23 protein-coding genes are annotated in these 22537 nt (G+C 69.2%); 11 read left to right on the top strand and 12 right to left on the bottom strand.

The window, feature by feature from the left end:
* The first annotated feature begins 24 nt into the window (after window positions 1-24).
* The gene (gene greA, locus Q8W67_RS18490) at window positions 25-501 is read left to right on the top strand and encodes a transcription elongation factor GreA (protein WP_305548334.1); all 477 of its coding nucleotides are present in this window, start codon (window positions 25-27) and stop codon (window positions 499-501) included.
* A 6-nt stretch (window positions 502-507) separates the two neighbouring features.
* Here the strand turns inward: greA and Q8W67_RS18495 are convergent, their stop codons facing one another.
* Window positions 508-1380 (bottom strand): LysR family transcriptional regulator, encoded by an 873-nt coding sequence (locus Q8W67_RS18495; RefSeq protein ID WP_305548337.1) that lies wholly within the window; start codon window positions 1378-1380, stop codon window positions 508-510.
* A gap of 143 nt (window positions 1381-1523) precedes the next feature.
* Between Q8W67_RS18495 and wrbA the strand changes: the two genes are divergently transcribed.
* The gene (gene wrbA / locus Q8W67_RS18500; RefSeq protein WP_305548339.1) at window positions 1524-2120 is read left to right on the top strand and encodes an NAD(P)H:quinone oxidoreductase; all 597 of its coding nucleotides are present in this window, start codon (window positions 1524-1526) and stop codon (window positions 2118-2120) included.
* A gap of 142 nt (window positions 2121-2262) precedes the next feature.
* Here wrbA and Q8W67_RS18505 read toward each other — a convergent pair whose 3' ends face one another.
* Complete coding sequence (locus Q8W67_RS18505) at window positions 2263-3261, bottom strand: L-threonylcarbamoyladenylate synthase (RefSeq protein ID WP_305548341.1); 999 nt, start codon at window positions 3259-3261, stop codon at window positions 2263-2265.
* A 137-nt stretch (window positions 3262-3398) separates the two neighbouring features.
* Between Q8W67_RS18505 and Q8W67_RS18510 the strand changes: the two genes are divergently transcribed.
* The 4 genes from Q8W67_RS18510 to Q8W67_RS18525 all read left to right on the top strand — a co-directional run bounded on the left by Q8W67_RS18510 (window position 3399) and on the right by Q8W67_RS18525 (window position 8685).
* A complete protein-coding gene (locus tag Q8W67_RS18510) occupies window positions 3399-5138 on the top strand; it encodes an acyl-CoA dehydrogenase (protein WP_305548343.1) in 1740 nt (579 codons plus the stop codon).
* A gap of 11 nt (window positions 5139-5149) precedes the next feature.
* Window positions 5150-5917 (top strand): enoyl-CoA hydratase-related protein, encoded by a 768-nt coding sequence (locus Q8W67_RS18515; protein WP_305548345.1) that lies wholly within the window; start codon window positions 5150-5152, stop codon window positions 5915-5917.
* Between the two features lie 32 nt (window positions 5918-5949).
* Window positions 5950-6756, top strand: a complete 807-nt coding sequence (locus tag Q8W67_RS18520) for an SDR family NAD(P)-dependent oxidoreductase (protein ID WP_305548487.1) — start codon at window positions 5950-5952, stop codon at window positions 6754-6756.
* A 240-nt stretch (window positions 6757-6996) separates the two neighbouring features.
* On the top strand, window positions 6997-8685 hold the full coding sequence (locus Q8W67_RS18525) for a B12-binding domain-containing radical SAM protein (RefSeq protein WP_305548347.1): 1689 nt from the start codon (window positions 6997-6999) through the stop codon (window positions 8683-8685).
* A gap of 41 nt (window positions 8686-8726) precedes the next feature.
* Here the strand turns inward: Q8W67_RS18525 and Q8W67_RS18530 are convergent, their stop codons facing one another.
* The 5 genes from Q8W67_RS18530 to Q8W67_RS18550 all read right to left on the bottom strand — a co-directional run bounded on the left by Q8W67_RS18530 (window position 8727) and on the right by Q8W67_RS18550 (window position 14027).
* Window positions 8727-10412 (bottom strand): methyl-accepting chemotaxis protein, encoded by a 1686-nt coding sequence (locus Q8W67_RS18530; RefSeq protein ID WP_305548349.1) that lies wholly within the window; start codon window positions 10410-10412, stop codon window positions 8727-8729.
* 95 nt (window positions 10413-10507) lie between these two features.
* Entirely contained in the window at window positions 10508-11512 is a 1005-nt protein-coding gene (locus Q8W67_RS18535; RefSeq protein ID WP_305548351.1) for a magnesium transporter CorA family protein, read from the bottom strand.
* A 171-nt stretch (window positions 11513-11683) separates the two neighbouring features.
* On the bottom strand, window positions 11684-11956 hold the full coding sequence (locus tag Q8W67_RS18540; protein ID WP_305548353.1) for a hypothetical protein: 273 nt from the start codon (window positions 11954-11956) through the stop codon (window positions 11684-11686).
* Between the two features lie 53 nt (window positions 11957-12009).
* Entirely contained in the window at window positions 12010-13248 is a 1239-nt protein-coding gene (locus Q8W67_RS18545) for a class I SAM-dependent RNA methyltransferase (RefSeq protein WP_305548355.1), read from the bottom strand.
* Window positions 13245-14027, bottom strand: a complete 783-nt coding sequence (locus Q8W67_RS18550) for a TlyA family RNA methyltransferase (protein ID WP_305548356.1) — start codon at window positions 14025-14027, stop codon at window positions 13245-13247. The genes Q8W67_RS18545 and Q8W67_RS18550 overlap by 4 nt, the downstream gene beginning before the upstream one ends.
* Before the next feature lie 109 nt (window positions 14028-14136).
* On the opposite strand from Q8W67_RS18550, the gene Q8W67_RS18555 reads away from it, so the two are divergent.
* Window positions 14137-14694: a superoxide dismutase family protein gene (locus Q8W67_RS18555; protein WP_305548359.1), complete on the top strand. Its 558-nt coding sequence runs from the start codon at window positions 14137-14139 to the stop codon at window positions 14692-14694.
* Window positions 14695-14700: 6 nt separating this feature from the next.
* Here the strand turns inward: Q8W67_RS18555 and Q8W67_RS18560 are convergent, their stop codons facing one another.
* The 5 genes from Q8W67_RS18560 to Q8W67_RS18580 all read right to left on the bottom strand — a co-directional run bounded on the left by Q8W67_RS18560 (window position 14701) and on the right by Q8W67_RS18580 (window position 17742).
* Window positions 14701-15153, bottom strand: a complete 453-nt coding sequence (locus Q8W67_RS18560; RefSeq protein ID WP_370693905.1) for an acyl-CoA thioesterase — start codon at window positions 15151-15153, stop codon at window positions 14701-14703.
* Window positions 15154-15181: 28 nt separating this feature from the next.
* On the bottom strand, window positions 15182-15319 hold the full coding sequence (locus tag Q8W67_RS18565) for a hypothetical protein (RefSeq protein WP_305548361.1): 138 nt from the start codon (window positions 15317-15319) through the stop codon (window positions 15182-15184).
* Window positions 15320-15468: 149 nt separating this feature from the next.
* Window positions 15469-15738 (bottom strand): hypothetical protein, encoded by a 270-nt coding sequence (locus Q8W67_RS18570; protein ID WP_305548363.1) that lies wholly within the window; start codon window positions 15736-15738, stop codon window positions 15469-15471.
* A gap of 172 nt (window positions 15739-15910) precedes the next feature.
* A complete protein-coding gene (locus tag Q8W67_RS18575) occupies window positions 15911-16096 on the bottom strand; it encodes a DUF1508 domain-containing protein (protein ID WP_305548365.1) in 186 nt (61 codons plus the stop codon).
* Between the two features lie 104 nt (window positions 16097-16200).
* Window positions 16201-17742: a DEAD/DEAH box helicase gene (locus Q8W67_RS18580; protein ID WP_305548367.1), complete on the bottom strand. Its 1542-nt coding sequence runs from the start codon at window positions 17740-17742 to the stop codon at window positions 16201-16203.
* Window positions 17743-18192: 450 nt separating this feature from the next.
* Between Q8W67_RS18580 and Q8W67_RS18585 the strand changes: the two genes are divergently transcribed.
* From Q8W67_RS18585 to Q8W67_RS18600, 4 genes are all read left to right on the top strand, one after another.
* Window positions 18193-18453, top strand: coding sequence for a hypothetical protein (locus Q8W67_RS18585; RefSeq protein ID WP_305548369.1), 261 nt, complete (start codon window positions 18193-18195; stop codon window positions 18451-18453).
* 211 nt (window positions 18454-18664) lie between these two features.
* Window positions 18665-18889 carry a hypothetical protein gene (locus tag Q8W67_RS18590; RefSeq protein ID WP_305548371.1) on the top strand — a complete coding sequence of 75 codons (225 nt, stop codon included), beginning with the start codon at window positions 18665-18667 and terminating at the stop codon, window positions 18887-18889.
* A 443-nt stretch (window positions 18890-19332) separates the two neighbouring features.
* The gene (locus Q8W67_RS18595) at window positions 19333-21321 is read left to right on the top strand and encodes an adenylate/guanylate cyclase domain-containing protein (RefSeq protein ID WP_305548373.1); all 1989 of its coding nucleotides are present in this window, start codon (window positions 19333-19335) and stop codon (window positions 21319-21321) included.
* A 620-nt stretch (window positions 21322-21941) separates the two neighbouring features.
* Window positions 21942-22526: a histidine phosphatase family protein gene (locus tag Q8W67_RS18600; RefSeq protein ID WP_305548375.1), complete on the top strand. Its 585-nt coding sequence runs from the start codon at window positions 21942-21944 to the stop codon at window positions 22524-22526.
* The last annotated feature ends 11 nt before the right edge of the window (window positions 22527-22537 follow it).

The raw sequence follows: 22537 nt of genomic DNA on the forward strand, positions 1-22537 counted from the left end.
GTTCCGGCGGCATTGCCTTGCATCATGAGCGTTGCATTCATCAAAGAGCCCGAGGGCGGGGAAGCGTTCGAGAACCTTCCCGACCGTCCCATCTCGCCGCACACCAATTTCGTCACGCCGGAGGGGCTCGCGCAGATCGAGGCCGAGGTGGCGCGCTTGGAGCGGGAGGTCGCGAGCCTCGACCCCGCCGACAAGGCCGAGGATTCCCGGATCGGCCGCGACCTGCGCTATTGGGCCGCGCGCAAGAACACCGCGCAGCTCGTGGAGCCGATGAGCGGCGACACGGTCCATTTCGGCGCCACCGTCACGGTGCTCCGCGAGGACGAGGCCGGCAAGGAAACCCGGCAGACCTTCAGGATCGTCGGCGAGGACGAGGCCGACCCGCACAAGGGCTCGATCTCCTACGTGGCGCCCCTGGCCCGGGCGATCACCGGCAAGAGCGTGGGCGATGTCGTCGAGGTCAACGGCCACGAGGTCGAGATCGTCGAGATCCGAGCCTGAGCCGGCTCACCGGCCCTCGAAGCGCGGCCGCAGGGGCAGGATCGCTCCGGCGAAGTGATCCATGAAGGCCCGGACCCGTGCGGCGTGCCGCAGATCAGGATGCGTCAACAGCCAGAGATCGGCCCCGAGTTCCGGGTGCGGGCCCGAGAGCCGGCGCAGGGCAGGATTGGTGTCGGCCTCGAAGCACGGCAATGGTCCGATCCCGAGGCCGGCCGCTACCGCGGCATCGAGCCCCGTCACGGTGTTGATCCGCAGCCCGATCCGCTCGACCGGGACCCGCGCCGCCACGAACCGTGCGAACATGCCGCCCGCCACGGCCGGGCTCGGGCTGACCCAGGTCTCGGTGGCGAGATCGCCGTAGGCGTGTCCGGCCCGGCCGTAGACCGCCCAGGCGATGCCCGTCAGCCGGCGCCCGACGAGCGTCTCGCTCGGGTCCCGGCTCGCGCGGATCGCCACGTCAGCATCGCGGCGCGACAGGTTCAGCGCCTCCTCGGCGAGAATCAGCTCGACGCGGATGTCCGGGTAAGACGCGCGAAAGTCCGCCAGGATCGGCATGAGGAGGCCCGTGGCGAGGCCGGCCGGCGCCGTCACGCGCAACTCGCCGGACGGTGTCTCGCCCCGACCGGCCATGGCCCGGGCGAACTGGGTGACATCCGTCTCGATCCGGGTCGCCGCCTCGATCATCGCTTGGCCGGCGGAGGTCGGCACGTAGCCGGTGCGCCGGCGCTCGAACAGGCGCACGTCGAGCCGCGCTTCGAGTGCCCCGAGGCGCCGGAAGGCAGTCGAAGGATTGATCCCGAGTTGTGCAGCGGCCGCATTCAGGCTGCCCCGGTCCGCCACTGCCTTGACGAACCGGAACTCGTCCCAGTCGAGCGACACGGGCAGATCCTTGCTTGCAGGAATGCAAGGTTATTCTTGCATCCGAGGGCATTCGTGCAAGACACAAAACGCGCGATGAGAGACGACCGCGCCGCCGGATGATTCGGTCGGCCGTCCGAGACTCACCGATGGGAGATCCCCACATGGCCAAGGTTCTGGTGCTGTACTACTCGTCCTACGGACACGTGGAGCAGATGGCCTACGCCATCGCAGAGGGCGCCCGGGAGGCCGGCGCCGAAGTCGTCGTGAAGCGCGTGCCGGAGCTGGTGCCGGAGGCGGTTGCCCGGCAGAGCCACTTCAAGGTCGATCAGGCTGCGCCGATCGCCACCGTCGAGGAGTTGCCCCAGTACGACGCGATCATCTTCGGCACGCCGACCCGCTACGGCAACATGGCCTCGCAGATGAAGCAGTTCATCGACCAGACCGGCGGCCTGTGGATGAAGGGCGCGCTGGTCGGCAAGGTCGGCTCGGTCTTCACGTCCACCGCCTCCCAGCACGGCGGCCAGGAGACGACGCTGACGAGCTTTCACACGGTTCTGTTCCATCACGGCATGGTGGTGGTCGGCCTGCCCTACAGCTTCCAGGGGCAGGCGGGGGTCGAGGCGGTGAAGGGCACCACGCCCTACGGCGCCAGCACCATCGCGGACGGCGACGGCTCGCGCCAGCCGAGCGCGGTCGAGCTGGAGGGTGCCCGTTTCCAGGGCCGCCACGTGGCCGGGATCGCGGCCAAGCTGGCCTGAGGCCGACGACCAATAAAAAAAGGCTCGGATCGCTCCGAGCCTTGAAAGGAAAAAGGCCATTGGGGGCTGAGAAGGCCTTCGTGATCAATGAACGATCGACGACCGGGTCTGTTCCCGGCCCGGGCAAAAAAAGCCGCTCCCCTCAGCGGGGCGCGGCGGCCCGGGCGAGGCGATCCCGGATCGCTTCGCCGAGGCCTTCTGCGGGAATCGGCGCCACCGCGATCGTGGCGGCCCCCGAGGCGTCCAGCTCGCGCAGCGCCCCGAACAGCCGGGCCGCCGCCTCGGCCGGATCGCCCGCCGGGCTCAGGTTCAGGGCGGCCCGCGCCCGCTCGTGACCCTCGGGCCGTCCGGCGCCGAACAGCAGCAGCGCCTCGCCGGGCTCCACGTGCTCCGCGTCGAGGCGCACCCGCGCACGCGGCGCATAGTGCGAGGCGAGCATGCCGGGGCCGGCCGGCCGATCGGGATCGGCGGCATCGGGATTGGCCGGATCGAGTCCGAGGGCGTCGCGGAGCGCGGCCCGGGTGATCCCGCCCGGCCGCAATAGGCGCGGCGGCCCGCCGAGGCAGGCCACCACGGTCGATTCGACGCCGACCGGCGTGCCGCCGCCGTCGAGCACCGCTTCGATCCGGCCCGCGAGGTCGTCGAGCACGTGTTCGGCCCGGGTCGGGCTGACGCGGCCGGAGCGGTTGGCGGAGGGCGCCGCCACCGGCCGGGCGACGGCGTCCAGCAGGGCCTGCGCGAGCGGATGCCCGGGTACCCGCAGGGCGACGCTGGGCAGCCCGGCGCGGGCGAGGTCGCAGATGCGCGTTCCCGGATGGGCCGGCACCACCAGCGTCAGGGGGCCCGGCCAGAAGGCCTCGGCGAGGCGGCGCGCATGGGCGTCGAAGGCGCCCTCCGCCCGGGCCGCGTCCGCATCCGGCAGATGGGCGATCAGCGGGTTGAAGCGCGGCCTGTCCTTGGCGGCGAAGATCCGCGCCACCGCGGCGGGGTCGGTCGCGTCCGCGCCGAGCCCGTAGACCGTCTCGGTGGGGAAGGCCACGAGGCCGCCCGCCCGCAGGATCGCGGCGGCCTGTGCGAGGCCGTCTGCGTCGGGAGCGAGCCGCCGGGTCGCGGCCGGGACCGTTGACCCGGGATCGTTCATGCGGGAAGCCGTGTCGCGAGGTGATGGCGGCGCAAGCGTCGCGTGCCTATCCTCGGGCCGCCGTAGCCCCGGTACAGGGCCGCGGTCAAACCCGCCCCGGGTGATCGCAGGGGTGGGCCGAGAGGAGCGACGACCCGATGAGCTACCGCGCCCCCGTCACCGAGATGCTGTTCGCCCTCCGGCACGTGGCCGGGCTCGACGCGGTTGACCCTGAAGACGCGCAGGCGATCCTGACCGAGGCCGGGCGCATCGCCGCCGAGGTGCTCGCTCCACTCAACCGAATCGGCGACCGGCACGGCAGCCCGTTCGCGCACGGGCGCGTCACCACGCCGCCCGGCTGGCGGGAGGCCTTCCGCACGTTCACGGAGGGCGGCTGGAACGGGCTCTCGGCCGCGGCCGATCACGGAGGCCAGGGCCTGCCGAAGCTGATCGAGGCTGCCTGCACCGAGATGTGGAACGGCGCCAACCTCGCCTTCGGCCTGTGCCCGCTGCTGACCCAGGGCGGCATCGAGGCCCTGGCGGCCCACGGCTCCGACGCGCTCAAGGAGCGCTACCTCGAGAAGCTCGTCTCGGGGGAATGGCCCGCGACCATGAACCTGACCGAGCCGCAGGCGGGCTCCGACCTCGCCCTGCTGCGGACGCGCGCCGAGCCTGCCGGCGACGGCACCTACCGGATCACCGGAACCAAGATCTACATCACCTATGGCGAGCACGACCTCGCGGACAACATCGTCCACCTCGTGCTGGCGCGGCTCCCGGATGCGCCCGCCGGCACCCGCGGCATCTCCCTGTTCCTGGTCCCGAAGGTGCTGCCCGACGGCTCCGCCAACGACCTGCGCTGCTCGGGGGTGGAGCACAAGCTCGGCATCCACGCGTCCCCGACCTGCTCAATGGCCTTCGGCGACCAGGGCGGCGCCACCGGCTGGCTGATCGGACAGGAGAACAAGGGGCTGGCCTGCATGTTCACGATGATGAACGCGGCGCGGCTCAATGTCGGCCTCCAGGGCGTGGGCGTCGCCGAGGCCGCGACGCAGCGGGCCCTGACCTATGCCAATGAGCGCCGGCAGGGCCGCGCGGTCGGTGCCGCCGAGGCGACGAGCCCGATCGCGGCTCATCCGGACGTGCAGCGGATGCTGCTCACCATGAAGGCCTACACGGCCGCCGCCCGCGGCATCTGCTACCTCACCGCGGCCGCCCTGGATGCCGCGCTGGGTCCGGAGGGGCAGGCCGCGCTCGACCGCGCCTCCCTGCTGACGCCGGTGGCCAAGGCGTTCTCCACCGACCTCGCCAACGAGGTGACCTCGCTGGGTGTGCAGGTCCATGGCGGCATGGGCTTCGTCGAGGAGACCGGGGCGGCCCAGCTGATGCGCGACGCGCGCATCCTCGGCATTTACGAGGGCACCAACGGCATCCAGGCCATCGACCTGACCGCCCGCAAGCTGCCGCTGAACGGCGGTGCCACCGCCCGCTCGCAGATCGCCTGGATGCGCCGGGCCGCCGAGGGGCTGCTGAAGGCGGCCGATCCCTCCTTCGGCCACATGGCGGCGCGGCTGCGGGACGGGATCGGGAGTCTCGACCGTGCGACCAGCCACCAACTCGCGGCTTTGGCCTCCAACCGACCGGATGCGGCGCTCGCCGGGGCGGCCCCGTACCTGCGTCTGTTCGGCCTCGCCCTGGGCGGCGCCTGCCTGGCGCGCGGCGCCCTCGCGGCGAGCGCCGCCCTGAAGGCCGGCGAGCGCGACCCGGCCCACGCGGCCCGCATCGCGCTCGCCCGGTTCTACGCCGAGAATCTCTTGGTGGCGGCGGGCGGGCTGGAGCAGAGCGTGGTCGAGGGCGGCGCCTTCATGGACGATGCCGCGGTGGCTCTGGCGGTTTGAGGGGGACTGACATGGCCGACACCGTCGCGATCACCGATGTCGAGGGCGGCGTCCGCCTGATCACCCTGAACCGCCCGGAGAAGAAGAACGCGCTCACCGGGGCGATGTACGACGCGATGCGCGAGGCCCTGGAGGAGGCCGACGCCTCGGAGCGGATCGGCGCCGTGGTCTTCGCCGGGCAGCCCGGCATGTTCAGCGCCGGCAACGACCTCGCCGACTTCATGGGCCGGGCCGGGGACGGTTTCAGCGCCTCGCCGGCCCTGGCCTTCATCCGGCAGCTCGCCCGCACCCGCACCCCGATGGTTGCGGCGGTCGACGGGATCGCGGTCGGCATCGGCGCGACTTTGTGCCTGCACTGCGACCTCGTCTACGCGAGCCCGGCGGCGCGGCTGCGGATGCCCTTCGTGGAGCTCGGCCTCGTGCCGGAGGCGGCCTCGAGCTACCTGCTGCCCCTGCGGGTCGGCCGGCTCAAGGCGACCGAGCTGCTGCTCCTGTCCCAGCCCCTCGAGGCCGACGAGGCGCAGGCGCTCGGCCTCGTCAACGCCGTGCTGCCGGCCGACATGCTTCTGGATCAGGCGGTGGTCCAGGCCGCGCGGCTCGCCGCCCTGCCGCGCGCGGCGCTGGCGGCGTCCCGGGCGCTGATTCGGGGCGACCAAGCGCAGGTCGAGGCGGCGCTTGAGGCGGAGGCGCGGGCCTTCGACACGCAGCTGCGTTCGCCCGAATCCCAGGAGCGGCTCAGGGCCTTCCTGACGCGGTCGAAGCCCGCCGCGTCAGCGTGAGCGCGCCCGACCTCACCGGAAAAATCTGCCTCGTGGCGGGCGCCTCGCGGGGGGTCGGGCGGGGCCTCGCCCAGGCGCTCGGGGAGGCGGGGGCCACGGTGATCGTCACCGCCCGCTCCAGCGAGACGGGTCCGCGCACCGAGATGCGGCCCGAATCCATCGAGGACACCGCCCGCATGGTCGACGCCGCCGGGGGACGCGGCCACCATTATCTCTGCGACCACCGTTCGGAGCGCGCCACCGACGCGATGGTCCATTGGGTGCTGCGCCGGTTCGGGCGGATCGACGTCGCGGCCTGCAGCGTCTGGGGCGGCAACGAGGGTTACGACGGCGAGCGCTACCCGGACGGGGCCGGCTGGGGCACGCCGTTCTGGCGCCGCTCGGCCGAGCCGTATCTCGGCTTCCTCCAGGCCGGGCCGCTGCCGGCCCTGCTGCTCGCCCGGGCCGTCGCCCCCTCCATGGTGGCGGCCCGCGCCGGACTGATCGCGCTGGTCTCCTTCGGGACCGAGGATTACCTCGGCGACGTATTCTACGATTCGGCCAAGGCCGCCACCAACAGGCTGGCGCTGGCCTTCGCGCGGGAACTCGCGCCGTACGGCGTGACTGCGCTCGGCCTCTCGCCGGGGTTCGTCGCCACCGAGCGGGCGCGGGACCTCGGTCAGGACGAACGCGCCACCGAGGGGCCGCTCTACGCAGGCCGGGCGCTCGCCGCGCTGGCGGCCGACCCGGACGTGGCCGCGCGGGCCGGCGCCGTGCTGCACGCCGGCGACCTCGCCCGGATCTACGGTTTCACCGATACGGACGGCACGCGGCCGGAGCGGTTCCGGGTCGGGCCGTGACAGCGACCCGAGGCGGCCACCGCGCCGCCGAAACGGCACAACGCCGCGCCATGTCCGCAAGCGCCCCGGACCGCAGGCTTGATAGATCGATCCCGGGCGTTCGTCCTGTCATAAGAACCGATCCGGATCGCTGCGGGAGCGAAAAACGGCCTTAATTCTCCGGCAGGTCGAGGAGCGATCGTGTGCCCGGTTCAAAGCCGTTCGGGCCGGGTCCGCCTGTGTGGAACAAGGGAATCTGGCATGTCGGATGCGAACACGGCCCCGCGCGTGCTGATGGTGTTCCCGAAGTTCTACGAAAACTCGATGTGGAACTTCAAAGAGGCCATGGAGCTGCAGGGCGCCCGCGCGCCCGCGCCCCCGCTCGGCCTGATCACGCTCGCCGCGATGCTGCCCCCGAAGTGGCAGGTGACGCTGGTCAACCGCAACTGCGAGGACCTGACCGACGAACAGATCCTGGCGGCCGACCTGGTGATGACCGGCGGCATGCTGCCCCAGGAGCCGGACTGCCTCGTCGTGATCGACCGGTGCGTCGCTCTCGGCGTCCCGGTCTGCGTCGGCGGCCCTGCGCCGACCTCGACCCCGGAGGTCTACGACAAGGCCGACTTCCTGGTGCTGGGCGAGGCCGAGGGCATCCTGGACACGTTCGTGGCCGCCTGGGAGGCCGGCGAGCGCCGCGGCCGGTTCTCGGCGGAGAAGTTCACCGCGGACGTGACGAAGAGCCCGATCCCGCGCTTCGACCTCCTCACCTTCAGCCACTACCTCTATATCGGCGTCCAGTTCTCCCGCGGCTGCCCGTTCACCTGCGAGTTCTGCGACATCATCGAGCTGTACGGGCGGTCGCCGCGGACCAAGACGGCGCCCCAGATGCTGGCCGAGCTCGACCGGCTCTACGGCCTCGGCTACCGCGGCCATGTCGATTTCGTCGACGACAACCTGATCGGCAACAAGAAGGCGATCAAGCTGTTCCTGCCGCACCTCATCAAGTGGCAGGAGACGCACGGCTACCCGTTCAAGTTCTCCACCGAAGCATCGCTGAACCTCGCGGACGACGACGAGCTGCTCGGGATGATGCGGGACGCGAACTTCTTCGCCTTGTTCACCGGGATCGAGACGCCCGACGAGGCGACGCTGATCCAGACCCAGAAGAAGCAGAACACCAAGCGCTCGATCGCCGACAGCGTGCACAAGCTCTACGAGCACGGCATGTTCGTCACCGCCGGCTTCATCGTCGGCTTCGACACCGAGAAGGACAGCATCGCCAAGGCGATGTCGCTCTGCATCAGCCAGACCGGCATCCCGATCGCCATGGTCGGCCTGCTGTTCGCGCTGCCGAACACCCAGCTCTCGCGGCGCCTACGCAAGGAGGGCCGCCTGTACAAGAACTACGCGGCGACAACCGCCGACCAGGGCGACCAGTGCACGCAGGGCATCAACTTCGTGACCCTGCGCCCGCAGCGCGATGTGCTGGCGGATTACCGGGATGTCCTCGAAGAAGTCTACGACCCGCCGAATTTCTTCGAACGCGTGCGCGAAGTCTCGCGGCGGGTGAAACGGCCGAAATTCGCCGCGCAGAAGCTCAACTGGCGCCATGTCGCCCACGATCTCTGGTCGCTGCTCCGGGTGTGCTGGCGGATGACCGTGCGGCGGCCTGAGCTGGCCAAGCACTTCTGGAGCGTGTTCCTCGAGACCGCCCGCCGCAACCCGGCCGCCCTCGAGGCCGTAGTCACCAACATGGTGATCTACCTGCACGTCTATCCGTTCTCGCGCTACGTCATCCGCGAGATCAACGGCCGGATCGCCGACCTCGATGCCGACCGCTGGGTGATGCCGCCGATCCTTGCCGCCGACAACGATGGAGGCGGCAAGGCCGCGCCGGTCGGAAAGGTCGCGGCCAAGGCGGAGGTCAAGCACCTCGCCGCCGTGGCCTGAGCCGGCCGACCCCGATACGTCGGGGTCATCGAGGTCCGGTATCAGGCGGCGCGCACCGTCTCCAGGAATGCGCCGATCTCCCGGCGCAGCGCCTCGGATTGGTCCGAGAGGCTCGCCGCCGAGGCGAGCATCCGCGTGGCGGCCGAGCCGGTTTCATCGGCCGCCCGGGCCACCGCGTCGATCGTGCCGGTCACCGCACCGGTGCCGGCCGCCGCCTCGGCGACGTTGCGGGCGATCTCCCGGGTCGCGGCGCCCTGCTCCTCGACGGCGGCCGCGATGGAGGTCGCCACGCCGTCGATCTCGCGGATGCGGGCCGCGATGCCGTCGATCGCCCCCACCGTCTGACCTGTGGCGCCCTGGATGCGGCCGACCTGGCCGGCGATCTCGTCGGTCGCCTTTGCGGTCTGCGCGGCCAGATCCTTCACCTCGGCCGCCACTACGGCGAAGCCCCGGCCGGCCTCGCCGGCCCGGGCGGCCTCGATCGTGGCGTTCAGGGCCAGCAGGTTGGTCTGGGCGGCGATGTCGGAGATCAGCCGCACCACGTCGCCGATCCGGCCCGCGGCCTCGCTCAGATCCTGCACGAGGTCGGCAGTCTGCCCGGCCTGGGCCACCGCGCCCCGGGCGAGGTCGGCGGAGCCGTCGACCTGCCGGCCGATTTCCTGGACGGAGGCGCCGAGTTCCTCGGCAGCCACCGCCACCGTGCCGACATGGGTGGCGGCTTCCTGGGCGGCGCCCGCCACCGTGGCCGAGCGCTCGGCCGTGTGCGTGGCCGTGCGCGTCATCGCCGCGGCGCTGTCCCGCAGGTCGAGGGCGGCCTCCGTCACCTGCGCCAGCATGCCGCCGACCGCGGTCTCGAAGCCGTCGGCCATCGCCCGCACGGCGCGCTGCCGCTGCGCCTCGGCGCCCGCCCGGGCCAGCGCCGTCTCCCGCTCCAGCGCGCGCGTGTGGATCAGGTTGTCCTTGAACACCTGCACGGCCGCCGCCATCGCGCCGATCTCGTCGCGGCGGCCGGTATGGGGCACCGCCACGGTCTCGTCGCCCTCGGCCAAGCGGCCCATGGCGCCGGTCATGCGCTGGATCGGGCGCGCGACGCCGAGGAGGGTGAACAGCATCGCCGCGACGGCGACCGTCAGGGCCAGCGCGGTGGCGACCAACGCCGTGATCCTGGCCGAGGTCGCGTTGTCGGCGGTCGCCACGACGTTCGCGTCGGTCTGGGACTGGGCCAGCGCGATCGCCTCGGTAAGGCTGCGGACCGCCGCATCGTTCTGGGCTCCGGTGGCGGGGTCCAGGACCAGCTTGAGGGCGCCGTCGTTGTCGCCCGCGATCATCAGCTCCACCACCTGGAGCTGGATGTTCTGGTAGGCGTTCCACGCGGTGGTGAACCGCTCGTAGATCTCTTGCTCCCGGGGGCTCGACAAGCGGTCCTGATAGCCCTGACGCAGCTCGGAGAGCGTCCCGAGGGTGTCGGTGAGCGCCGTCTGGTTCTTGTCGAGGGCCGAGAGGTCCGGCGATGCGACGGCGAGCCTGTACAGCCGCAGCCGCGCGTCGCGCACGGCCATGCCGATGGCTTCGGCCTGGTTCTGCGCGGGGAGCCAGCGCTGCGACACCGCCTGCGCATCCCGCTCGATCTCGGACAGCCGGACGACGCTGACGACGCCCTGGCCCGCGGCGGCGAGCGCGAGCAGACCGATCGCTCCGGAGAGGACCATCTTCAGGGAGAATCGCATGAGGGCTTCGTCGCCGCGGGCGGTCCGCGTTTCCAGAGCCGATACTGTCCCGGCCAGTTGTTAACGTTCTGTCTGCGACCGCCAGTTGTTCAAGGCTAGAGCCACTTCTTCCAGCGAAAGAAAACGTAGGGCAGGACTGCGGCAACGATCATCATTACGACGGCCATCGGGTATCCGTACGGGAGATCTAGTTCCGGTATGGACTTAAAGTTCATGCCATAGATCGAGGCAATCAGTGTCGGCGGCATGAAGACCACGGCCATGACCGAGAACAGCTTGATGATGTTGTTCTGTTCCAGGTTGACGAGGCCGAGCGTCGCGTCGAGCAAAAATTGAATTTTCGTGGACAGGAACGTCGCGTGCTCCTCCAGAGACTGGAGATCGCGCAGCGTCGAGCGGACATCCTCTCGCAGGTCGCGGGGGGCCTTGTTGGTGCGATAGGTCGCCGAGAGCGAGAGCAGGATTCGCTCCATCGAGACCAAGCTCTCGCGCTGCTTGGAGATCAGGTCGCCGTGTCGTCCCAGGGCCCGCAGCGTGTCCTGCAGGGCGGTGTTGCGGGCGGAGGGATCCTCCTGCACTTCAAAGATCTTGCCGGAGAGGCGGTCGATCCGCTCGCCCTGGAGCTGGAGCACATCCGCCGCCCGGTCGATCACCGCCTCGATCAGCCCGGCCAGGATGGTCTCGCCGGAGGCGGCGGACGCGCTGCCGTTGCCCATCGTGCGGCCGGCGCGCTGCGTGTACATGCGGAAGGCCTGCGGCTCCTCGTGGCGCACGGTCACGAGGCGGCTGCCGCGCAGGATGAAGGTGATGCCGGCGAGTCCCGGCTCCTCGGCGTCGCTCACCTTCGAGAGCACGCGCCCGGTCATGTAGCGGGCGCCCTCCTCGACATAGAGCAGCTCGGAGGGCTCGATGTCCTTCATCTCCTCACGGGTCGGCACCTCGATGCCCGCGAACGCCTCGACCTTGAGTTCCTCCTCGCGGCTCGGGCGGATCAGGTCGAGCCAGACGGTATCCTCGGGGATCGTGTCCTGAAGGTCGACGATGCGCCGCTCGAGCAGCGTGGATCCGGCGCCGATCGACGGCTGGTGGATGAAGATCACGAACAGGTCTCGGGTGCGGGACGGTCACGGCTCGGCGCGAGTTCCGGTCCGCATCCGGCACGGCGGCTCCCGACGCAAGCTGTGCCGCGGGTGTGGCGTTGTTTTCTGACGCTTCCGTGACATCACGGGCCGCCTCAGGCGGCCGCGCAGCGGTCCCGGGGGGGCGGCGGCTCAGTTGCAGCCGTCGCAGATGCTGCGGTCGATCTTGTCGGTCAGCGTGCGTTCGCGCTGCTCCTCCCGCCGCGAGGGTATCTCGCCGGGGCCGAGCGAGGTGCCCGGCGGCTTGGTCACGCCGAGGCTGTTCGTGTTGGGCGCCGTGATCGTCGAAGTCGGGCCGCCGCCGGTGCCGGTTTGGTCGGGCGCGACCGGCTGGGCCGCCAGCGTCGCGGGCAGGGCGAGGCTCAGCGCGGCGAGCATCAACGGACGGATCGATCCTGTGGCCATGGGGAACCTCCGGTCATGGGAAGAACGTCAGATGTCTCCGCAAGTTGCACGCCTCATCGACGGCGGGCGGGCTCGCGCCTGAACACACCGACCATCTCGACATGGGCCGAGTGCCGGAACTGGTCGACCGGCGTCACCGCCTCGATCCGGAATCCGCCGGCCGCGAGGGTCGCGGCGTCCCGCGCGAAGGTGCCGGCATCGCAGGCGAGGCCGATCGCCAGCCTCACGCGCGAGGCGGCGAGCTGGCGGGCCTGCGCCTCCGCGCCGGCCCGGGGCGGGTCGAACACAACCGCGTCGAAGGTGTCGAGCTCGAGCGGCAGCAGCGGACGGCGGAACAGGTCGCGGCGCTCGGTGGTGATCCGGCGCAAGCCCGAAGCGGCCCGGGCCGACCGGTCCAGCCCGCCGAGGGCGGCCGCGTCGGCCTCCACGGCGTGGACCGCGGCCATTCGCGCGATCGCCAGGGCGAGGGGGCCGCAGCCGGAGAACAGGTCTGCGACGCGCCGCTCCCGGCCTCCCAGGGCCGCCACGGCCAGGTCGGTGAGCGCAGCCTGCCCGGCGGCGGTGGCCTGCAGGAAGCCGCCGGGGGCCGGAAAGAGGCGGGTCTCGCCGGCGGTCACCGAAACGGGTTCGGCCTCCATCAGGCGCTCGCCGTGGATCGACAGCCGGGCGAGGCCGAGTTCGCCCGCGATCCGCACCAGCGCTGCGGCGACGCCGGCGCTCACCGGCCCGTGGCCGCGCAAGTCGACGTCGAGGCCCTGGTCGGTGGCGGTCACGGCGACATCGAGGGGCTTGCGGCCGTGGCCGAGGGGGGCGGCGAGGCGGCGCGCCACCGCGGGGGCGGGGTGCAGAGCCGGCACGGTGATCGGGCAATGGTCGATCGGGACCAGCGCGTGGCTGCGCGCCTCCATCAGGCCGGCCTCGGCCCGGCCGTCGATCTCCCGGACATGCAGCGTGATGCGGCGGCGCCCGGCCCCATGAGCGTCGATCGTCGGCGCCGGCTCCACGTCGAGCCGGGCCTGCGACAGGGCCTGTGCCACGAGGCCGCGCTTCCAGGCCAGCTCCGCTTCCGGCGCAAGGTGCTGCGTGCGGCAGCCCCCGCACCGCATGAAATAGGGGCAGAACGGCTCGACCCGCTCGGGCGCGGGCCGCTCGATGCCGAGCAGCTCGGCCCGGCGGCCCTCCCGGTGGATCGCTACCCGCTCTCCGGGCAGCGTGTACGGGACCGGGGTCCCGTCCTCCGCGATGCCGTCGCCGCGGGCGCCCAGTTCCCGGATCGTGACCGTCTCGCTCATGATAACCGTGCGCCGATCAGGAATTCTGAATTGCCGTCGCCACCCGGCACGGGCGAGTCGATCAGGCCCAGGATCGCCGCCCCGAGCCCCTCCAGTAGGGCACGGACGGCCGCGCAGACCTCCGCGTGGACCGCAGGGTCGCGCACCAGGCCGCCGCGCCCGACCCGCTCGCGCCCCGCCTCGAATTGGGGCTTGATCAGCGCGACGACGGCCGCGCCGGGCGCCAGCAGCGGCGGCAGAGCCGGGAGCACCAGCCGCAGGCCGATGAAGCTCACGTCGACGCTCGCCAATTCGGGCCGCGGCACCAGCCGCGCCGGGTCGAGCGTGCGGATATCGGTGCCCTCCAGACGGGTCACGCGCGGATCCGCGGCGAGCCGCGGGTGGAGCTGGTCCCGGCCCACATCCACCGCGTGGACATGGGTCGCGCCCCGGCTGAGCAGCACGTCGGTGAAGCCGCCGGTCGAGGCGCCGACATCGAGACAGGCCAAGCCGGCCGGATCCAGCCGGAACGCGTCGAGCGCCGCCGCGAGCTTGAGTCCGCCCCGGGAGGCGTAGGGATGCTCGGGCGCAGCCTCGACCCGCGCCCCCCGGGCGATCGGGTCCGAAGGGCGCGCCAGCAGCCGGCCATCGACCCGCACCAGCCCGGCCCGGATCGCGGCCTGCGCCCGCGCCCGGCTCTCGAAATGGCCATGCTCCACCAGGAACAGGTCGGCCCTTCGGGGTGACGGATCGCGGCGCGCGGGCGCCTGGCGATCCGGTATGGGCCGGTCTCCGGTCATCAGGGCTTTATGCGCTCTCGGCAGGGTTGCGGCCGGGGTTTCGGGGCGCGGGCCTGTCGAAGGCCGGCGCGCCTCCTAACTAGACCGGCCTGAAGAGGAGAGCCACCGCATGACACGCACCCTGCCGCTGCTCGCGCTGCTCGGGACCTTCGCCGCGAGCGGCGCCCTCGCGCAGGAGCCCGCCAAGGACGCTGGCAAGGATGCCGCGGCCGCCAAGCCCGCGGAGGCGTTCCAGGCGCCGATCAAGAACGCCAAGGGCGACACCATCGGCACCATGGCGATGCGCGACGGCGCGAACACCCTGGTGATGCGCGTCGCCATCCAGCCCGGCGGCCTCCCGCCCGGCTGGCACGGCATGCACTTCCACGCGGTCGGCGACTGCTCGGACCCGAAGTTCCTGAATTCCAAGGCGCATGTGAACCACGACCAGAGCAAGCACGGCCTGCTCAATCCGGACGGACCCGACGAGGGCGACCTGCCGAACCTCTACGTGGCGCAGGACGGCTCGGCCAATGCCGAGGTGACGAGCGAGACGCCGCTCACCGGCGAGGGCGGCCTCAAGGACGGGGACGGCTCGGCGCTGATCATCCACGCCAACGAGGACGACCACACCACCCAGCCGATCGGCGGGGCCGGGGACCGGGTCGCCTGCGCACTGATCAAGTAGGGCCGGTCAGGCCGCGGGGGGCGAGGGCACCAGGGGCGGGATCGGGCGCGGGCGGCCGGCCTCGTCGATGGCCACGAAGGTGAAGGTCGCCTGCGTCACCCGCTCGCGGACCTGGGTGCAGAAGCGGCGCGCCCAGGCCTCGACCTCGATCTTCATCGAGGTCCGGCCCACATGCGAGACCCGGGTGTAGACACACAGCACGTCGCCGACCCGGACCGGGCGGATGAACGTCATCGCGTCGAGCGCAACCGTGACGACCCGCCCCTGCGCCCGGTCGACCCCCGCGATGCCGCCGGCCTGATCCATCTGCGAGAGCACCCAGCCGCCGAAGATGTCGCCGTTGGCGTTGGTGTCGGCCGGCATCGCGATGGTGCGGACGGTCAGATCCCCCCTCGGCAGGTCCACCTCCGGAGCAGTCTCTGGCCCGCTCCCGGCCGCTGCAAGTCCGACGTGCTGCATGATGCCGTCCATCCGCCCGTCTCCGCCGTCAGGGAAGGATGCCGGCGAGCTTCAGCCCCGCCGCCAGCAGGATGGCGGCCGCGCCCAGGATGCATTCGAGCGGGATCGATTGCCAGAGGTCCTGCGGCGCCGCCGCGGGCTCGGCGCGCTGCGCGATATCGTTCATCGGGGCTCCTCCCGGCCGCGCCGGTCTGTCGCCGACGGGTCCATTATCGGCAGTATAAAGCGTGTACGTGAGCCGCGCACCCCGCATCGCGGCATGAAAAAGCCCGGCGGCTCGGGGGAGCCGCCGGGCCGGTCAGGCCGGCGATCCGCTCAGTAGTAGAACCGGCGGCGCCAGTAGGGCCGGCGATAGAACGGGCGCGGGCCGTAGTAGAACCGGCGGCGATAGTACGGCCGACGGTAGAACGGCCGCGGGCCGTAGAACCGGCGGCGGTAGTAATACTGGGCCTTCTCGATGTTCGCCGGGGCGGCGCCGGCGGGCAGGGCGAGCCCCGGGCCGACGGGCGCGGCGGACGCTCCCTGCGGCGATGCAGCCGCAAAGCCCAGCACCAGCAGGGCCGCGAGCAGGAATTTCCTCAGCACGGTCTCGACTCCCTTCGCATCATTGCGTCTCGGACGACGAACCGCACGGCAAGCGAGGGCCCACCGCCCGGTCCGAACCGCTGCAACGCTCGGGCGAGCCGAAGCGTTGCAGCTTAACCGCAACGGGCCGGGGTCAGGGTTTACCGAGTCTTTGGCACGGAGCCTCGGGCGATCAGGCGATCTGCGTCGTCATGTCGACGATGCGGGCCTCGGCGCTTTGGCGCACGAGGGCGATGCCGTGTTCGCAATCCTCCCGGCGGAGATAACCCTCGCCCGAATCGGCGACCACCTCGCCGTTGCGCGCCCGCAGGCGCCAGCGCCATTCGCCCTTGGCGTCCCGGTAGAGTTCGAACCGCATGGTGCAGGCTCCCATCCAACCTCCGGATGAGATGGGATGCGCGGCGCACAAAAAAAGCCGCCCCGGGGGTCTCCTCCCGGGGCGGCTTCTATGCTGTCTGAGGTTCAGGAACGGGGCGCCCGCTCCAGCCAGCCGATGCTGCGGCCCTCGCTGCCGCCGCCGGCGCTGCGCGGGCGGGCGTCGGCCCGCTGCGGCCGGCTGTCACGCGCCGGGCGCGCCTGGTTCGGGCGCTCGCCCTGCGGCCGGGCGGGCCGGTCCGCGCGGGTGTCGCGTCCCTGCGGGGCGGGGCCGCGGCCGTCGGCGCGGGCCTCCTGCGGCCGGCCCTGGCGCGGTGCGCCCTGGCCCTGGCCGCCGCCGAAGCCGCGACCACCTTCCGGGCGTCCCTGCTGCGGACGACCCTGCTGCGGACGGGACCGCTGACCGGGACGGCCGCCGGCGGGGCGCTGCTGCTGGCGCTCGGGCCGGCGCTCCTCCTCGCGGGCGATCTCGGCCGCCTCCTGTCGGGACGGGGGCGAGAAGCCCTCGGGGAATCCCGCCACCGGCACGCTCTGGCGGGTCAGCCGCTCGATGTCGCGCAGGTAGGCCCGCTCCTCGTCGTTGCAGAACGAGATCGCGAGTCCGGTCGCTCCGGCGCGCGCTGTGCGGCCGATCCGGTGGACGTAGCTCTCCGGCACGTTCGGAAGGTCGAAGTTGATCACGTGGCTCACGCCGTCGACATCGATGCCGCGGGCGGCGATGTCGGTGGCCACCAGCACCCGGCAATCGCCGTCGCGGAAGGCTTGGAGCGCCCGCTCGCGCTGGGGCTGGCTCTTGTTGCCGTGGATCGCGGCGCCGGCGATGCCGGCCTTGTCGAGCCCGCGCACGACCCGGTCCGCCCCGTGCTTGGTGCGGGTGAAGACCAGGACGCGGTCGATCGCCGGTTCGCGCAGGATATGGGCCAGCAGCGCCTGCTTGGCGCCCGTGTGGGCGAAGATCACCTGCTGCTCGACGCGCTCGGCGGTGGTGGCCACCGGGGTCACCGCGACCTGCACGGGATCCTTGAGATACTGACTGGCGAGGCCCGCGATGTTCTTCGGCATGGTGGCCGAGAAGAACAGGCTCTGGCGCTGGGCCGGCAGCATCTTCACGATGCGCTTGAGAGCGTGGATGAAGCCCAGGTCGAGCATCTGGTCGGCCTCGTCGAGGACGAGGATCTCGACGCCCTCCAGCGTCAGCGAGCGGCGCTCGATCAGGTCGATCAGCCGGCCCGGGGTGGCGACCAGGACGTCGACGCCGGGCGCCAGAGCCCGCTCCTGGCGGCTGATGGTGACGCCGCCGAACACCACCGTGGTGGTGTAGGACAGGTAGCGGCCGTAATCCGCGAAGGATTCGGCGATCTGGTTGGCGAGCTCGCGGGTCGGCGAGAGCACCAGCACCCGGCAGCCGCGGCGCGGGGCCCGGCGGTCGGAGAGCGAGAGGCGGTGCAGGATCGGCAGCGCGAAGGCCGCGGTCTTGCCGGTGCCGGTCTGCGCGATGCCGCAGAGGTCGCGGCCCTCCATGGCCGGCGGGATCGCCTGGGCCTGGATCGGGGTCGGCGTGACGTAGCCGGCCTCGCTGAGCGCCCGCAGCACGGGCTGGGCAAGGCCGAAATCGGTGAATTGGGTCAAGGATGTATCCGATGCAGCAGGGCCGGCCGGGCGCCTCGCGTCCTTCGCGAGCGGCGCCATATCCAGGTCGGTCCGTTGGCAGGGGGCAGCCCGCGTGATGGGGCGGCCCGGGTGCATGCACGTTATGAAGAGAGGGGTCGGATCACGCCGCAAGGCGGCCGATCCGTCACGCATCCCCCTCAAGCGGGCCATGACGGCCGCTGACGCTGCACCGCCGATATGCGGGTGTGCGGCTGCGAAGTCAATGCATAGCTGCGCGCGACACGACATGGCACCGATCACGTGGGCGGATACCTCGGGCGAGCGCGGCCTTTCGGAACACCGGTGGTCGAGGACGCAGGTGCCTGTGCTGGCCGCCCGATTGCGATGACAGGCATCGACCGCCGCGATGGATCGGGGCGCCTGTGTTTCGGGGCGCCCCTCCAGTCAGGCGGCCGCGAGCCGGGCCTGATGATGAGGAAGGCCAAGATTCCGAGACGCAGGCCGCCGACCGGCAAGACCCCGTTGTACGCCGGCGCGGTGCCGGTTCGAATCCACCACGTGGGCGCGGCGCAGGGGCACCGAGACCATCACGCCCAGGATCCCCCGCCGGTCACGGTGTCCCCCGCGGTGGTGTACTGGGGAAAGCCGTTCCGCCAGCCCACCATGACCCGGCCCGGCAGCACGAAGACGATCACCGAGGGCGTACCGGCTGCCGAGGCGACGGTCTGACCGATGTTGTTCCCCGGCGCCGTGGCGCCTGGCCGGTGACGCAACACCGCCGAGGAGATGACGGTGGCGGGAATCGAGGTCTCGAAGGTGAACCCCGATGAATCCGCATTCTTGTTTTATGCGCTGAAAGTTTAATAACATTTGCTGCTTCAGTCGTTGTAAAAGCGGCATGCGATGACGATTTTAGATATTATTGAATGGGAGATCGGTCATGCCGCGATATAAACGTTTCGGGCGCGGGATTCCTATGCCTTCCACAGCTGCGATCAAGCATGGCCTAAAGCTGATGGAGGCGACCGATATCCTGGTCAGCGCACTTCATAATGAAAAATGCGGTCCAGAGGAAATGGATCAGATCATATCTGATCTTGGCGATAGATATGGAATGCCATCTGAGACGATTTCTGCGCTAAAGGGACGTTTTGCTGCCGGGTGATGATGGCAAGGCCAAGGGATTTTGGAGATCGGTGCGGATTATTTCAGGATTTCGATGTGTAGTTATCGCGAGATTCTCCGTCCCAGGATGGATGGTGCTTGAAGCCGCGGCACTTTCGGCCGAAAATTAAGACGATATCTTTCGGATCAAGTCCTATATCGTCTAATGATCTACAATCAAAGCGACAGAGATCGCGTTCTTGTCGCCCGCTGACGAGCCAGCATCTGATTGAAAGGACTGCGCGTTTCAGCATGATCGGCCTCCCGCATCGATAGGGAGTTCAGCGTGGCGCAATGCTGTTTTCGTATCTGTGCCGGTCCGCACTTATTGATTAATGGCTCGGTGAGCGCAGCCATGGTCTTGCCTGTCGAACGCCGCTTCGTGCTATCGTCGGGTCACAGGCACGCCGCGTTTAGGCTGAGAAACGGCAGGGCCATAGGACGATGAGTCGGCGTCTCGCAGCTATCCTGGTCGCCGATATCGTCGGATACAGCCGGCTGATGGGCCTCGACGAAGCGGGCACCATCCGACGCCTCAAAGTCCTCCGTCGCGACCTGATCGACCCAGCCATCAAGACCGCACAAGGCCGCATCGTGAAGACGATGGGCGATGGCCTGTTGGTGGAGTTCCCCAGTCCCTTGAGGGCTGTCTCCTGCGCAGTCGGCATCCAGCGTGCGATGGCCGGTTGGGAAGCCGCCCTGCCGGAAGAGAGGCGGTTCAAGCTCCGGTTCGGCATCAACGTGGGTGATGTGGTCGCGCAACCGGACGGCGATCTGTTCGGGGATGGTGTCAATGTAGCCGCCCGCCTCGAACCCCTGTCCGAGCCGGGCGGCCTCTGCGTGTCACGGTCGGTCCATGAGCAGGTGCGGGACAGGGTGCCCTACCGCTTCGAAGACAGGGGCAAGCTGGAACTCAAGAACATTGCCCGGCCCATCGGGGTGTTCGCTCTGTCTGCGGACTCCGTTCGGGCGCTCACTATCTCCGACGACGATGTGGACGACGCCGACGATCTCGGGGATGCAACCGGAGGAACGGAAACCTCGATCGCGCCGGCAGCTTCACAGACGGGGCACCGGCGGAGCGTCGTCGGTCTGGCGCTCCTAGCGGGTGTCCTGCTCTTATTGTCTGTGGCGGCGTATGGGTGGTCGGCCTGGCCGACCAAAGCACCAACTGCCGAGACCACGCTCGCAGTTCAAAACGGCCTGCCGCCGAAGCCGCTGCCGCCTCTTTCTCTTGTCGTGCTTCCCTTCTCGAACCTGAGCAACGACCCGGAGCAAGATTTCTTTGCCGATGGTTTGACAGAGGACCTGACCACCGACCTGTCGCATCTTGCCGGCAGCTTCGTCATCGCCCGCAACACGGCCTTCACCTATAAGGGCAATGCAGTCGATGTGAAACGGGTGGGGCGCGATCTGGGAGTTCGTTATGCCCTCGAGGGGAGCGTAAGAAGAACGGGCGAGCACGTGGTCTTGAATGCGCAGTTGATCTCGACGGAAACGGGGGCTCATATCTGGGCGGACAGGTTCGAAGGAGAGCGGGCCCGGCTTGGAGAGCTGCAGGTCGAGTTTGTTGCCCGGCTCGCGCGATCTCTCGATGTTCAAATAACCCAAGCCGAGGGACTCCGGGTTCTTCGTGACCAATCTAACAATCCATCTGCTGCCGATTTGGCAATGATTGGATTCTCTGTCTACAACCGGCCAAGAACAAAACAGACAATGAGCGAGGCGCGGCGGATATTCGAGCGATCATTGGAGGTCGATCCGAAGCTCTTGCAGGGCCATCTCGGTCTCGCGCGCACGGTCGTTGCGATGGTGGTTTCGCGTTGGAGTGAAGACGCGCCCGCCGATATAGCTGTAGCTGAACGAAGCATAGGATCCGTATTGGATGTTGATCCGAACAGTGCAGTGGCGCGTCTGGTGAAGGGCGATGTTCTGAGGGCCAAACGAGAATTTGAAGGTGCCGAGATCGAGTATCAAGCTGCAATCGATAGCGATAGGAACTTGGCAGTGGCCTATGCTACTGCAGGGCTGACAAAGATACTCGGAGGGAGCGCCGGCGATGCGCGGCCCTTATTGTCTACTGCCATGCGTCTCAGCCCTCGGGATCCGCAGACCAATCTTTGGAAATATTGGATGTGTCATTCATACATCCATCAAGCGCAATGGGAAAAAGGCGCTGCTTGGTGCGAGCGTTCTGTCGCTGATGTCCCATTCTGGCAAGCCTACATAGATATTGCGGTGGCAAATGCTTGGCTAGGAAATAAGGAAAAATCCCAGGCCGCAATCGAGCAGGTTCTTAAGTTGATGCCCGGATATACAGTTCAAAAATGGGCAAAGGCCGATTGGTCGCGCAATCCGACATTTCTGAATGAATATCAAAAGCTTATAGAGGGATTGCGCATGGCGGGATTGTCCGAGGGTGTTACCGACTGATACATTCGGCCCTGCCCGCGCCAAGTCTGACGGATTATTGCCGCGCGCTGTTCGCATGCGACCGTTCGGCCGATGCTGGAGCGTGTTTTCCTATCGCTAGATGTTCTGATTGTGAGGCGTCCGCGACGACGCGCCGAGCGCGTTTGACGACGCCGGGGCTGAGCGGTCTGTAGCTGGGGTTGGCCATTGCAGGATCGGCTTCGAGGCGCTGTCGCCGGGCCATCTCCGGCGACAGGCCGTTCAGCACGCGCTGGCGCGGGCCATCGCACGAAGATCGCTGCGCCAACTTCAAAAGAATCGACACGGTCGAACGAGAATGACGCCTTACACTCCGTAAAATAATGGGCGACAGCGACGCACCATTCCCTGAATATGATGAATAGGAAAGCGGCACCCAACCGCGACTCGATAGGGCTTCTCGTGCCGTGCCCGCATCGTCCGGCTGATGCTCGCCGCACCGGTTCCTTCGATGCCCGTCCCATCGTCACGGGAACGTCCGCGCATGCGCCCGGTAAGAGTCCGATCAGGCACGCCTAAAATTGTGAGCGTTTGGAAGCGTTGCAGGATCTGGTATTGCTAAGAAATGCCTGTTGGTTTGTCTGCGTACGAGTTCCGGCCCAATGTCCGCTCTCACCGTAATGTTCGTCCGCCATGCCGAGAAGCCCTTGGGCCGCTTCCCTGGCGGAGGCACCACGATTGATGGGACGACTGACGATAAGTCTCTGGTGGTCCGGGGATGGCAAAGAGCCGGGGCATGGGCGGCGCTGTTCGGTTCCGACCTCCGCAGCGCCGACTATCCCCATCCTAACGTCGTCTACGCGGCCAAGGCCGAGCCGGTGACGAAGAAGGCCAAGTTCAGCCATCGCCCGTTCGAAACCGCGTTGCCCCTTGCCGAACGCCTGGGACTCACCCTCAGAACCGACTATGGCGTCTCACAGGAACGCGAACTGGCGGATGAGATTCGGAAGCTCACCGGGGTCGTGATCGCCTTTTGGGAGCACAAGGCCATCGTCACGGACCTGATCCCAGCGTTGAAGGAGGGTCAGATCATCCCCGGCGTCCCGACAAAATGGGACTCCGACCGTTTCGACGTGGTGCTCCGATTCGATAGGGCTATGCCGGACGCTCCTTGGTCGTTCCGCCAATTGTCCCCGCGTCTTATGAGCGGCGACAGCGATGGGCCGTTCTCGGAGCGTGAAGGCTAGATCAGCGGCTG

Source organism: Methylobacterium sp. NEAU K (assembly GCF_030700285.1).
In the GTDB taxonomy this organism is placed as follows: Bacteria; Pseudomonadota; Alphaproteobacteria; order Rhizobiales; family Beijerinckiaceae; genus Methylobacterium.